Source organism: Buttiauxella sp. AC038, from assembly GCF_979253565.1.
This window is the reverse complement of the sequence record NZ_CEEDCQ010000001.1, coordinates 3529596-3542328: the sequence shown is the minus strand read 5'-3', so window position 1 is coordinate 3542328 and position 12733 is coordinate 3529596. Positions and strand designations below refer to the sequence as shown.

At 49.3% G+C, this 12733-nt stretch carries 12 protein-coding genes and 1 pseudogene; 5 read left to right on the top strand and 8 right to left on the bottom strand.

What is annotated here, in order from left to right; translation table 11 throughout:
* A complete protein-coding gene (gene cecR / locus AC0IXI_RS16925) occupies positions 1-696 on the bottom strand; it encodes a transcriptional regulator CecR (protein WP_064517251.1) in 696 nt (231 codons plus the stop codon).
* 251 nt (positions 697-947) lie between these two features.
* Here cecR and rhlE point away from each other — a divergent pair, with 251 nt between their 5' ends.
* Together rhlE and dusC are read left to right on the top strand one after the other, a co-directional pair.
* Complete coding sequence (rhlE, locus tag AC0IXI_RS16920; RefSeq protein WP_134183668.1) at positions 948-2315, top strand: ATP-dependent RNA helicase RhlE; 1368 nt, start codon at positions 948-950, stop codon at positions 2313-2315.
* A gap of 68 nt (positions 2316-2383) precedes the next feature.
* Complete coding sequence (gene dusC / locus AC0IXI_RS16915; protein WP_134183666.1) at positions 2384-3316, top strand: tRNA dihydrouridine(16) synthase DusC; 933 nt, start codon at positions 2384-2386, stop codon at positions 3314-3316.
* Positions 3317-3420: 104 nt separating this feature from the next.
* On the opposite strand, the gene hpdC is transcribed toward dusC, so the two are convergent.
* The 3 genes from hpdC to AC0IXI_RS16900 all read right to left on the bottom strand — a co-directional run bounded on the left by hpdC (position 3421) and on the right by AC0IXI_RS16900 (position 4766).
* Positions 3421-3675, bottom strand: coding sequence for a 4-hydroxyphenylacetate decarboxylase small subunit (gene hpdC / locus AC0IXI_RS16910; RefSeq protein ID WP_166671953.1), 255 nt, complete (start codon positions 3673-3675; stop codon positions 3421-3423).
* A gap of 463 nt (positions 3676-4138) precedes the next feature.
* Positions 4139-4348 carry a multiple antibiotic resistance regulatory protein MarB gene (gene marB, locus AC0IXI_RS16905; RefSeq protein ID WP_064517260.1) on the bottom strand — a complete coding sequence of 70 codons (210 nt, stop codon included), beginning with the start codon at positions 4346-4348 and terminating at the stop codon, positions 4139-4141.
* A 22-nt stretch (positions 4349-4370) separates the two neighbouring features.
* Positions 4371-4766 carry a helix-turn-helix domain-containing protein gene (locus AC0IXI_RS16900; protein WP_134183662.1) on the bottom strand — a complete coding sequence of 132 codons (396 nt, stop codon included), beginning with the start codon at positions 4764-4766 and terminating at the stop codon, positions 4371-4373.
* 317 nt (positions 4767-5083) lie between these two features.
* On the opposite strand from AC0IXI_RS16900, the gene licT reads away from it, so the two are divergent.
* The 3 genes and pseudogenes from licT to AC0IXI_RS16885 all read left to right on the top strand — a co-directional run bounded on the left by licT (position 5084) and on the right by AC0IXI_RS16885 (position 9322).
* Positions 5084-5926: a BglG family transcription antiterminator LicT gene (gene licT, locus AC0IXI_RS16895; protein ID WP_471682813.1), complete on the top strand. Its 843-nt coding sequence runs from the start codon at positions 5084-5086 to the stop codon at positions 5924-5926.
* A gap of 142 nt (positions 5927-6068) precedes the next feature.
* Positions 6069-7915, top strand: a pseudogene (bglF, locus tag AC0IXI_RS16890) (PTS beta-glucoside transporter subunit IIABC).
* Positions 7916-7930: 15 nt separating this feature from the next.
* Entirely contained in the window at positions 7931-9322 is a 1392-nt protein-coding gene (locus AC0IXI_RS16885; protein ID WP_134183656.1) for a glycoside hydrolase family 1 protein, read from the top strand.
* 56 nt (positions 9323-9378) lie between these two features.
* Here AC0IXI_RS16885 and AC0IXI_RS16880 read toward each other — a convergent pair whose 3' ends face one another.
* The 4 genes from AC0IXI_RS16880 to AC0IXI_RS16865 form a co-directional block, all read right to left on the bottom strand.
* Complete coding sequence (locus AC0IXI_RS16880) at positions 9379-10293, bottom strand: LysR family transcriptional regulator (RefSeq protein ID WP_134183654.1); 915 nt, start codon at positions 10291-10293, stop codon at positions 9379-9381.
* Between the two features lie 120 nt (positions 10294-10413).
* Entirely contained in the window at positions 10414-10497 is an 84-nt protein-coding gene (yohP, locus tag AC0IXI_RS16875; protein WP_072009412.1) for a small membrane protein YohP, read from the bottom strand.
* Between the two features lie 106 nt (positions 10498-10603).
* Positions 10604-11341: a class I SAM-dependent methyltransferase gene (locus AC0IXI_RS16870; RefSeq protein ID WP_134183652.1), complete on the bottom strand. Its 738-nt coding sequence runs from the start codon at positions 11339-11341 to the stop codon at positions 10604-10606.
* A 130-nt stretch (positions 11342-11471) separates the two neighbouring features.
* A complete protein-coding gene (locus AC0IXI_RS16865; protein ID WP_424221866.1) occupies positions 11472-12620 on the bottom strand; it encodes an MFS transporter in 1149 nt (382 codons plus the stop codon).
* Positions 12621-12733 lie beyond the last annotated feature (113 nt).

Genomic DNA, 12733 nt, shown 5'->3' with positions numbered 1-12733 from the left:
TTACTTTTCATTGCTGGCATTTCCTCGTTCCGTTGATAACCCCTGCAAAATGAAATCGATATGGCTGCGTACCACATCGCTGATTTGTTTCACGTTCTCTTTATCAAACGTTGGCCACCCGGCGCGCAGCAGAATGGTTTCTCGCCCGAGTCGAAAAGCCAGTATCTGTCCGAGCAGCGCATGGGTATGCAGAATTGTTTCAGTATCATCCGGGTGGCGCCCGGTATATCGCCCGACCAGGCATGTCAGATGCGTATGCATTGGTGCAATCACTTGGTCGTGAATCAGTTGATAAGCGGGAGTCGGCGAGAGCTGTTCGCGGGAAATAAACTTGCTGAGGTTTAGTGTTTCATCGGCGGTCAGCAGGACAATCATATGTTCGCAAGCTGTATGAATGAGCTCGCGAATTTGTGATTTATCGGGTTGTGGCTGGTTGAGAATAGCTTCGGCGCGTTCGACATGAGGCTTGAAATTTTGCGTGATAAAGTCGGCTATCCATTGCGCGGATGCCATATACAGCTCTTCTTTTGAACCAAAATAGTAGGTGATGGCGGCAATGTTTTGCCCGGCAAGGGCGGCAATATCGCGAGTGGTGGCGTGTAGACCATACTCACCAAACTGGGCGATAGCGGAAGCAATCAGCGTATTTTTTGCGTGCTCGCCGCGGGAAGTTGCAGGCGTCGGTGTTGCATTCATACCGACCTCTTAAGAAGTTAATCAATCGATTGATTAAGAGTAGGCGCGTGATACCCAAGTGTCCAGTTCCCAACAATTATCTTGTGAATGTGTCGAAAAATAGAATTTGTGCGCAAAGTCACAAAACCTGTTACACTGCGCGGCTTACGGCACCGTGGTTTGTGCCCCTCTCTCGCGCCAGAATGACTGGCGTCATATGAACCCCTGGAAACTACACCGCACCTCGCGGTCAGGGCGATTCTGGAGTACCTATGTCTTTTGATTCTCTCGGCCTGAACGCCGATATTCTGCGTGCAGTGGAAGAGCAGGGCTATCGTGAGCCTACCCCTATTCAACGCCAGGCGATCCCGGTCGTCTTAGCAGGTCGTGACCTGATGGCCAGTGCCCAAACCGGCACCGGTAAAACAGCTGGCTTTACCTTGCCGCTCTTGCAGCGCCTGGTCGACAATCAGCCGCATGCCAAAGGTCGTCGCCCGGTTCGTGCGCTCATCCTGACGCCAACTCGTGAGCTTGCCGCTCAGATTGGCGAAAACGTGAGTGACTACAGCAAGTATTTAGATATCCGTTCGCTGGTGGTTTTCGGCGGCGTGAGCATTAACCCGCAGATGATGAAACTGCGCAGCGGTGTAGATGTACTGGTGGCAACACCTGGCCGTCTGTTAGATCTGGAACACCAGAACGCTGTGAAACTCGATCAGGTAGAAATCCTGGTGCTGGATGAAGCTGACCGCATGCTGGACATGGGCTTTATCCACGATATCCGTCGTGTGCTGGCTAAATTGCCTGCGCGTCGCCAGAACTTGCTGTTCTCCGCGACCTTCTCTGATGAGATTAAGGGTCTTGCTGAAAAGCTGCTGCATAATCCAGAAGAAGTGTCTGTTGCGCGTCGTAACACCGCATCCGAGCAAGTGACTCAACACGTTCATTTCGTTGATAAGAAACGTAAAAGAGAACTGCTGTCTCAGATGATTGGTGAAGGTAACTGGCAGCAAGTGCTGGTGTTTACCCGTACCAAACATGGTGCAAACCACCTGGCAGAACAGCTGGGCAAAGACGGTATCACCGCAGCGGCTATTCACGGTAATAAGAGCCAGGGCGCGCGTACACGTGCATTGGCTGACTTCAAAAACGGTGGCATTCGTGTGCTGGTGGCAACTGACATCGCCGCGCGTGGTCTTGATATCGAAGAACTGCCACATGTTGTGAACTACGAACTGCCAAACGTACCGGAAGATTACGTGCACCGTATTGGCCGTACTGGCCGTGCAGCAGCAACGGGTGAAGCGCTGTCTCTGGTTTGTGTTGATGAACACAAACTGTTGCGTGATATCGAACGCGTGCTTAAACGTGAAGTTCCGCGTATGGCGCTGCCAGGTTATGAAGTGGACCCGTCCATTCCAGCCGAGCCTATCGTTAACGGTCGCCAGCAGCAACGTGGTGGCGGTCGTGGCAACGGCGGTGGTCAGGGCCAGGGTCAACGTCGTGGTGGCAATGCCGGTGCATCATCCGATCGCAGCAGCGCACCACGTCGCCCATCACGCCCGCAGGGTGATGGTGCCGCTAAACCTGCTGGTGCAAACGGCCGTCGCCGTCCAGCTCGTAAGCCTGCGTCCGCATAATTAATTAGGCTTTGCCAACTCATAAAGAGGCGCTAACATAGCGCCTCTTTTTTTACCGGAAAAACGCTATGCGTGTACTACTCGCGCCGATGGAAGGGGTTCTCGACTCGTTGGTTCGTGAACTGCTGACAGAGGTCAATGACTACGACTTGTGTATCACCGAGTTCTTGCGTGTGGTCGACCAGCTTTTGCCGGCAAAATCCTTCCATAAACTTTGCCCGGAACTTCATCAGTCGAGCCGTACATCATCCGGTACGTTAGTGCGTATTCAACTCCTGGGGCAACATCCACAATGGCTGGCTGAAAACGCTGCGCGTGCGGTGGAGCTAGGTTCCTGGGGTGTTGATCTTAACTGCGGCTGCCCATCCAAACTGGTAAATGGTAGCGGCGGCGGTGCCACACTGCTCAAAGACCCCGATCTGATTTACCGTGGTGCGAAAGCGATGCGTGAGGCCGTGCCTGCGCACTTACCCGTAACCGTTAAGATTCGACTCGGATGGGACAGCGATGCGCGGCAGTTTGAAATTGCCGATGCGGTGCAGCAGGCAGGCGCCACAGAACTTGTCGTCCACGGGCGTACCAAAGAAGATGGCTACAAAGCCGAGCGTATTAACTGGGCAGCAATTGGTGAAATCCGCAAACGGTTATCGATTCCGGTGATTGCCAACGGCGAAATCTGGGACTGGCAAAGTGCGCAAGACTGCATGGCGGCAACGGGCTGTGATGCCGTGATGATCGGCCGTGGTGCGTTGAATATCCCCAATTTAAGCCGCGTGATTAAATACAACGAGCCGCGTATGCCATGGCCGGATGTAGTGAAACTTCTGCAAAAATATAGCCAGCTCGAAAAGCAGGGCGACACCGGTATGTATCACGTTGCGCGCATCAAGCAGTGGCTGGGGTATTTGCGTAAAGAATATGTTGAAGCGACGGATGTTTTTGCTGAAATTCGCACATTGAAAACATCGAAAGATATTGCATCATCTATTCAACGGCTTTGATTTGTATTTGAAGTATCCAGCATAATTGTGACTAGCATTGCAGACCCTGGAAAACGAAATGTTTATGGCATTAACGCTTTGGTGTCATCACCAGAATTAATCGGCTAATAAGGTTTAAAGGCATTGCATTGTTCGGCATGGGTGTCGGCATCGACTATGCTCAGTTTTGTTAGACCTGAGCATAGTGCGGGTACTGTTGCATCACAAAAATGGTAGCAATGTCTACAGCACAATCTCTCGCTGAAGTTTCTGCAACGCGGATCGTTATTCATGATGATATTCCCGCTTAATTGGCATTGACCTTTAGTTCCATCAATCGGGCAAAAGTGATTGCAGTGGGTATGGTTAAGCTTGCTCATGGTTAATACCTTTATTTGCAATGAATTTTCCATGCAGAAAGATAATCAAGGGCATACAGCATGAAATTTCTTATAGCCTGGGAGAGTTGGTTAGCTCTTAGTGATGAATATAAATTAAGGGTTTTCATAATCAATAATTCCGCATATTAAAAACGGAATTATCCCGGTGCATAAAACTAATACGTTCGGCAATGAAACCTTCTGTAATAAAATTGAAATTGCGAATGACTCCATACTGCACACCCATCAACAATAATATTCTGTCACCGGTTAATATAGTTCACACCAACGCCAAAGGGTTCGGGTAAGTCATAACCTTTAACTCGCGTATTACCACCACAAATAGGTAAAAATTCAGCGGATTTATTTGTAGAGAGTGAGTTGTAAAAAAAGTACAGGGAGAGAAATCTTACCCCAGGGATTAATATTAAAAATGCTGGATTTTTCTTTATCAATGAAAGTATTAAATAATGTTGTCATTATAATAAGGTGAAGAGAGTGATTCAGATTTATCACTATAATTATGGAGCGCATTGATATCGTAAGGATCATCAGTGTGCGGAATAACCATTTCTCCCTCGTTACTTTGGGAGGCGTTAAAGTTATTGGGTTGTTCCGCCAGAATGTTATTCGATGTCAGTAGAAGAATGACAAACAAAACAAAACTTTTCATAACCCCTCTTTCTATCTACCGCTTAAGCGATGGAATGCATTGAATGTGGTATGCGGAGGAAATACATTTCCTCTGCGCGTTCTACGTGCGCAATACGGTATCTGTGCGGTGGTACGGAAAAAAAGTTTTTGAAGGCGCGCGTGAGAGATTGTTGTGATTCAAACCCATAAAGATAGGCTAAATGGATAATTGACCCATCGTTTTGTTTGAGTCTGCGGGCTATCTCCGTCAGTTTACGGTTGCGGATGTATTGGCCTAATGAATAGCCAGTCTCTTTTTTAAACATCCTTTGCAAGTGCCACTTCGAATAGCCTGAACGATCTGAAACCCTTTCAATTGACATTGAAGCTTCCAGGTTCTCTTCTATCCAATCCAAAATGCAATCAATTGTCATTGCATCGTTGTTTCGTCTGGACATCACTACAACTCCAGTCAAGCTAAAAATCGCTTTTCAATTTGATTAGTTGGCTTCTAATTTGATTGAGATATTATTACCACGCTAACCATTTGTCAATGTTATGAATGCTCTGACGAAAACAAAGCTTAAGATCTGATATACCGTGTTCCTACAGGGAGGCATTAAGCCGCGATCTTCGTCACGATTTTCAATTCATTCATTTGAGTGATATTTCGAAGCTGATAGAGTGTCACAGTTGGATTGTTACTGCTACGGCAGGCAAAACCTGATTTTCTGGCTCCTGCCGGATGTCAGGTTTTTTTGTTTCTGGGGTACTGATGAAAATCGCCAAAATACTCAATAACAATGTAGTGGTGATTCTTGACGAACACGGACGTGAACAAGTGGTTATGGGGCGTGGTCTGGGCTTTCAGAAGCATATCGGCGACACCCTGGAAAACGACAAGATAGAGAAAGTGTTTGCCCTGAAAAGTGATGAACTGGTAGCGCGTTTAGGTGAGCTGTTAAGCCAAATCCCGCTGGAAGTGATGACTACCTGCGATCGCATCATCGAGCTTTCGCGCCAGAAGTTGGGGAAGTTACAAGATAGCCTCTACATCACGTTGACCGACCACTGCCATTTTGCCATCGAGCGGCAAAAGAAGGGGGTGACAATCCGTAACGTGCTGCTTTGGGAAATTAAGCGCCTTTATCCCAAAGAGTTTTTGCTGGGTCAGGAAGCCGTAGAGCTGATTGGAAAACGGCTTAATGTGCAGCTCGCTGAAGATGAGGCCGGGTTTATCGCGCTGCATCTGGTCACCGCGCAGCTAAACAGCGAAATGCCCGAAGTGATGCATGTTACCCGGGTCATGCAGGAGATTTTGCAAATCGTAAAATACCAGCTACGGTTTGAGTATGACGAAGATAGTTTGAGTTATCAGCGCTTTGTTACCCATCTTAAGTTTTTCGCCCAGCGGATGCTAAGTCGTAACGTGGTGGCAGATGATGACTTAACCCTCCATGCGGCGGTGAAAGACAATTATCCCCACGCATGGCGCTGTGCTGAAAAAATTAGCCGTCATTTGGTGACTGAATACCAGCGCGAACTGGCGACGGAAGAGATTATGTTTCTCGCTATTCACATTGAGCGAGTGCGTAAAGAGAGCCTTAAAGCTTCATAAAAGCGCGTCGTAAGACGTGTGATAAAAACGGATTGTTACTGCTGCGGCAGGCAAAACCTGAGCACTGGCTTCCCTTCACGGGAGGCTGGTCTCAGGTTTTTTTACTCAAGACACACATGCCGAAAGGTGGAAGGAAAGCATTATGGGATATCAAGAGGTTGCCAGAGACATTCTGACCCATGTTGGTGGGCGCGAGAATATAGCAAGCCTGGTGCATTGCGCTACACGGCTGCGTTTTAAGTTAAAAGACCAGAAAAAAGCCGCAGCGGAGGCGCTCAAAAAAATCCTGGCGTCATTATGGTGGTGGAAAGCGGCGGGCAATTCCAGGTGGTGATTGGTAACCACGTCCATGATGTTTACAACGCCGTTTGCGCTGAAGCGGGGATTACGGAAGATACGGCCCAACAAGAACAAGAATCAGGTGAAAAAGTCACTCTGCTCAACCGGTTGATTGATATTGTCTCGGCAGTTTTCACCCCGTTTATTGGCGTGATGGCGGCCTCCGGTATTCTCAAAGGCTTACTGGCTATGGCGGTGGTGTTCGGCTGGTTGGCGACCGACAGCGGTACTTACAAACTGTGGTTTGCGGCAAGTGACGCACTGTTTTATTTCTTCCCGCTGGTGCTCGGTTATACGGCAGGCAAGAAATTTGGCGGAAATCCATTTATTACCATGGCCATTGGTGGTGCGTTAACCCACCCGGTGGTGATGCAGGCACTAGATGCGGGTGCTGCGACTGAATATTTCCTCGGCATACCCATTACTTTTATTAACTACAGCTCATCTGTTATTCCCATTATTTTTGCTGCATGGGTAAGTTGCTGGGTGGAAAAGCAGGGCAACAAGCTACTGCCTTCTGCAGTGCGTAATTTCTTTACCCCACTGTTTTGCCTCGCGATTACCGTACCGCTGACTTTCCTGTTGATTGGCCCGGCGGCAACCTGGCTTAGCCAGATGCTGGCGCATGGATATCAGGCGATTTACGCCTTTGCCCCTTGGCTTGCAGGTGCGGTGATGGGTGCTATCTGGCAGGTGTGCGTTATCTTCGGCCTGCACTGGGGCATGGTGCCGCTGATGATTAACAATTTATCGGTATTTGGGCACGACACACTGTTGCCGCTACTGCTTCCGGCGATTATGGGCCAGGTTGGCGCATGTCTCGGTGTCTTCCTGCGAACTCATGATACACGCCTGAAAATGCTGGCGGGTTCAGCGGTGAGTGCCGGGATCTTTGGTATTACTGAACCTGCAGTTTATGGCGTCACGCTACCGAATCGTCGCCCGTTTATTTTTGGCTGTGTAGCAGGAGCGTGTGGTGGTGCCATCGTTGGGCTCAGCCACAGTAACGTCTACTCATTTGGCTTTGCCAATATCTTCACCATCGCGCAAATGATTCCGCCAGGTGGTATTGATGCCAGCGTTTGGGGCGCGGTTATTGGGATGGTTCTGGCTTTGGTGCTGGCTTGCGCGCTGACCTATATTGCGGGATTACCTCGCAGCGAAGCCACAGAGAATGTCGCGACGAACACGAGTGAAAACGACATTCTTGCGCCAATGAGCGGCACCGTTCTGGCGATGGATCAGGTCCCTGATTCTACCTTCGCCAGTGGTTTGCTCGGTGAGGGGGCGGCAATCATTCCACTCACTGGCAAGGTTATCGCACCTTTCTATGGTGAAGTAGCTTCGCTATTCCAGACACGTCATGCCATTGGTTTACTTAGCAATAGCGGTATTGAAGTACTGATTCACATTGGTATTGATACGGTAAAACTGAATGGTCAGCACTTCACGACCCATGTGAAAGTGGGGGACAAAATTAAGCCAGGCGACCTGCTCATTGAATTCGACAGACAGGCTATCCTGGATGCTGGATACGACCTGGCCACGCCGGTGATTATCAGCAATAGCGATGAATACACAGCAGTGACACGCTTAACTAATAGCCATTCAATTGATTCGGGTATGCCGTTCCTGACGGCCACTCGCTAAACAAAGGAGAAGTAGATGAAAGCATTTCCTGAGAAGTTTCTGTGGGGCGGCGCGATTGCCGCAAATCAGGTAGAAGGCGCGTGGCAGGAAGACGGGAAGGGAATTTCAACGTCCGACGTTCAGCCGCATGGCGTATTTGGTGATGTCGCCGAACGCAAACCAGGTGATTTTGGCATTAAAGATGTCGCCATTGATTTCTACCACCGCTATCCAGACGATATCGCGCTGTTCGCAGAAATGGGCTTTAGCTGCCTGCGCGTCTCTATTGCCTGGACGCGTATTTTCCCGCAAGGGGACGAAACTCAGCCAAATGAAGCGGGCCTTGCCTATTACGACCGTTTGTTTGATGAATTGGCGAAACATAACATCACGCCAATGGTGACGCTGTCCCACTATGAAATGCCGTGGGGCCTGGTGAAAAATTATGGCGGTTGGGGCAATCGTGAAGTAATCACATTCTTTGAGCGTTACGCCCGCACAGTGTTCACTCGTTACCAAAACAAAGTAAAACTGTGGCTGACCTTTAACGAAATCAACATGTCACTGCATGCGCCAATGACGGGTGTTGGGCTAAGTGAAAGCAGCAGCAAAGCAGAAATTTACCAGGCGATTCACCATCAACTGGTTGCCAGTGCGTTGGCCGTGAAAGCCTGCCACGAAATCATTCCTGATGCGCGTATCGGTAACATGCTGCTTGGTGGCCTGGTTTATCCACTGAGCTGTAAGCCAGAAGACGTGCTGGAAACCATGCAGGAAAACCGCAACTGGTTGTTCTTTGGTGATGTGCAGTGCCGGGGCGAGTACCCGGGCTATATGCTGCGTTACTTCCGTGACAACGGCATTAAGCTTGAGATCTCAGATAGCGACCGCGAAGCGCTGAAAACCACAATCGACTTTATTTCGTTCAGCTATTACATGACGGGTTGTGTCACTTCTGATGAAGCTCTGAATGAGAAGGCGCGTGGCAATATCCTCAATATGGTGCCAAACCCGCATCTGCCGAGTTCTGAGTGGGGCTGGCAAATTGACCCAGTTGGCCTACGTATATTGCTCAACAAGCTGTGGGATCGTTATCAGAAACCGCTGTTTATTGTTGAAAACGGCCTCGGTGCTAAAGACAAACTCGAAGCCGATGGCACAGTGCATGACGACTACCGCATTAGCTACCTCAACGACCACCTGGTGCAAGTGCGTGAAGCAATTGAAGATGGCGTGGAAGTGCTGGGCTACACCTGTTGGGGGCCAATTGACCTGGTGAGCGCATCGAAAGCCGAGTTATCTAAGCGCTATGGCTTTATCTATGTCGATCGCGATGACCAGGGCAACGGTACCCTTGAGCGCCGCCGTAAGAAAAGCTTCAACTGGTATAAAGAAGTGATTGCCAGTAATGGGGCAAGTCTGAAGTAGGCCGGATAAGCTAGTGCCATCCGACATTTGGCGGATGGCACTTATTTTAAATAAACTTATCCCACCAGGCGCTTAATAAACCCACGAACCCACATCAGCGCCGCGTCACTGTTATGGCGCTGATGCCATAGCAATGCCACATCAAACGGGGCCATCTCCAGCGGAACTGGGCTGCTGCATAATCCCCATGTTTTCTGCCAACTCTCACAAAGCCCCTGCGGCACGGTCGCAAGCACAGGCATCATGCTTAACAAACCCGGTAATGCGGAGAAATGTGGTGTGGTGTAGCTAATCTCACGTTTTAGACCCTGCCTGGCTAACAATGTGTCGATATGGCTACTGGAGGCTTCACGGTAACTCACCAGGACATGTTGTTGCGCGGCATATGTCTCAGCGCTTAGCGGTGCCTCAAGCTGTAGCTGAGTGGGATTCCAGAGAGTGACAAACTCCATTGCACTCAACTGTTCACGCTCCATCCATCGCGCTGACTGATTCGCCACGCTAATGATCATATCCAGTTCGCCACCTTCCAGACGCTGTGCATCAGTGAAAGGATCGCTTGCCACCACGTTAAGGCGCACGCCCGGGGCATGCTCGCGCAACGCAGGAACCAGTTGCGGCATCAGCCACATCTCTACCCAATCGTTCATGCCGATGGTAATGGTTGCTTTCGCATGCGCAGGGTTGAACTCTGCCTGTTGGAACAGTGCGCTCTGCAATTGCTCCAGCAATGGCATCAGCTCGGTGTGCAGTTCTGTGGCCCGTGCAGTTGGTTGCATGCGATGCCCGCTACGAATAAATAGTGGGTCGTCAAACATCTCACGTAGACGAGCGAGCGAGCCGCTCACCGCAGGCTGCCCCAGGTGCAGCTTATCAGCCGCCAGCGAGACACTTTGTTCGCGAAATAAAACCGCGAAGGCAATCAGCAGGTTGAGGTCAATTTTGCGAAAATCACTTTCTTTGATAGTCATTATTTCTCCAATCAATTGGAGTGATAATAATGCTTCGCCACCAGAGTTCGCAAGTGCGGGGGATTTAAATCGAAGGAAGGGATAAGCAAAGGGGTGCCACCATGGTGGCACCCGCAGATATCAGAAAATCATTTTAAACACGCCAGTCACGACCAGTAAGCCAATAATAAAGATAATCAAAACTGCCCATAGAATAATTTTCATCAATGCTTCCTATTTTATGACTCGTGTTTAAAGAGTATAGGCAAGGATGGAAAACGTGGGGGGAGTGACCTCCCCTTGAGCGGAAAATGAGAATAGTTGAAGGCAATTAGATAAGTGGTTTACGCGCCGCCAGCAGAAAAATCATCGGGCGTTCTTTTTCTTCATCAAGCGCTGGGTTTTGCGCGATTTGCTCGGCACTCGGGCCCCACTCATCAAGTTTCTCGATGACAAAACCGCGAGCGGTCAACGTATTTATCCAGCTCGAAAGTTTGCGATGCTGCTTTTTAACACCGTCGGCAAACCAGTTACTAATGCGCTCGCCTTCTTGCTGATAGTGATTCACTGGCCAGGATTTTTGCCCGCTCTGGTCAGCCAGCCAACCCTGTTGCATTGGTGCGGTATAAATTGGATGTTCTGCTGAAAACACCAGCATGCCACCGGGCACCAGCGCCTGATGAAGCGTTGCAAACAGCGCGTCTATATTTTCCAGGTAATGCAGGGCAAGTGAGCTGTAAAACAGATCGACACTTTGTGGCTCAAGCTGCAACTGTTCGAGATCTTCACGGCGATACACAATACCTTCGCCCGTTGTCATCTCCCGAGCCTTCTCCAGCATTTTTACGGAGACATCCAGCCCCAGTACTTTTGTGGCACCCTGGTCATGTGCGTAACGGCAAAACCAGCCGTAACCGCAACCTAAATCGACCACCGATTTGCTTTGCAATTCAGGTAACAGTATTTGCATTGCTGCCCATTCAGGTGCGCCATCCAACCCTTTAATCGAGCGGTCGAGCGTGGCGTATCCTTCAAAAAATGCCGGGTTATCATAGATATTTTGTGTCATTGCAACTCCTGTTCGCAAAGCCGTGATTGGCAGGCTATCAGCAGGTAGAAATCTGCGTTGCTGAGCTGATAGTGAGACATTGAACTGCTCAAATTATATCTTTAGAAAATCCATGCCTCTGGCTGTAATTTCATTCTTTCTGTGACCATAACCAGAATAGCAAAGCTGCCGCACTGATTCCTGCACCTAACGCGCATACTGCGTACCAACCCCAAAGTGAGTAAAACTGGGTTGAGGCGATGGCGCCCAGTGCGCTGCCCAAAGAATAAAAGCACATATAGGCCCCGACCAGGCTGCTGTGTGCATTAGGTATTGCGGAAAATATAAGACTCTGGTTTGTCACGTGTACCGCTTGTACGGCGAAATCCAGAACTATGACACCAACAATTAGTAACAGGAGGGATCTTTCGGCGAATGCAATGGGTAACCAGGAAAGCAGCAATAAGATCAGTGATAACCCCGTAGTACGTTGTCCCATGCCCCGATCGGCCCACTTCCCGGCTTTTGACGCAGCTAATGCCCCAGCAATACCTGCCAGGCCAAACATACCTATTTGAGTATGTGAGAGCGATTGCGCGCTTAGCGGTAATACCATGGATGTCCACAATACGCTGAAAGCGGCAAAAATAAGCAGGGCAAATATCCCTCTGGCTCTTAGCGTTGGTTCAGTTATAAAAAGCATAAATACTGACTTTATCAGCACCCAGTAAGAACTCTTAACCCGTGGCTGTGGCAAGCAGGGGATTGCTTTGTAAAGTACGCCAGCCATCATTAGCATGAGGCAGGCAGAGCTCAAATACACGGCACGCCACCCAGCAAGGTCGGCAATGATACCTGATGTAAAACGAGCCAGGAGAATGCCCAGTACCACGCCACTTGTCACAGTACCGACGGCTTTTCCTCTCTGATGTGCTGCCGCCAGCGAAGCCGTATAGACCACGACTATCTGAACGACCACTGCCATTAATCCGACAAAAACCATCGCCCCCAGAAATGTTGCCCAGTTTTGAGAGAAACCAGCAATGAATAATGCTGTCGCTAAAAGCACCATCTGGGTAATGACGAGATATTTACGATTAACGATATCGCCAAGGGGAACGATAAAAAGTAGGCCAGCCCCATATCCGACCTGAGTCATTGTCACAACCATACCGATCGCAGCTGACTGTACGCTGAAGCTTTTTGCCATAGATTCGAGGAGAGGCTGCGCAAAATAAACATTCGCGACGGCAAGCGCAGACGTCAATGAAAAGAGAAATGTTAGAGCTGGTGTTAACAAAGGAGCAGCCAGCGCGTGATTTTGACTATTATTTTTTGTTTTAGAAACAGTACTGCCAGCTGTTATTTCTTTTTTAATGACTGATACGACTGGTTTCATATTCATAGCTAGTT

Coding starts and splice junctions, on each gene's coding strand:
- AC0IXI_RS16900 (WP_134183662.1), bottom strand. CDS start 4,766: ATGTCCAGACGAAACAACGATGCAATGACAATTGATTGCATTTTGGAT.
- AC0IXI_RS16870 (WP_134183652.1), bottom strand. CDS start 11,341: ATGACACAAAATATCTATGATAACCCGGCATTTTTTGAAGGATACGCC.
- yohP (WP_072009412.1), bottom strand. CDS start 10,497: ATGAAAATTATTCTATGGGCAGTTTTGATTATCTTTATTATTGGCTTA.
- AC0IXI_RS16885 (WP_134183656.1), top strand. CDS start 7,931: ATGAAAGCATTTCCTGAGAAGTTTCTGTGGGGCGGCGCGATTGCCGCA.
- marB (WP_064517260.1), bottom strand. CDS start 4,348: ATGAAAAGTTTTGTTTTGTTTGTCATTCTTCTACTGACATCGAATAAC.
- licT (WP_471682813.1), top strand. CDS start 5,084: ATGAAAATCGCCAAAATACTCAATAACAATGTAGTGGTGATTCTTGAC.
- cecR (WP_064517251.1), bottom strand. CDS start 696: ATGAATGCAACACCGACGCCTGCAACTTCCCGCGGCGAGCACGCAAAA.
- rhlE (WP_134183668.1), top strand. CDS start 948: ATGTCTTTTGATTCTCTCGGCCTGAACGCCGATATTCTGCGTGCAGTG.
- AC0IXI_RS16880 (WP_134183654.1), bottom strand. CDS start 10,293: ATGACTATCAAAGAAAGTGATTTTCGCAAAATTGACCTCAACCTGCTG.
- dusC (WP_134183666.1), top strand. CDS start 2,384: ATGCGTGTACTACTCGCGCCGATGGAAGGGGTTCTCGACTCGTTGGTT.
- hpdC (WP_166671953.1), bottom strand. CDS start 3,675: ATGAGCAAGCTTAACCATACCCACTGCAATCACTTTTGCCCGATTGAT.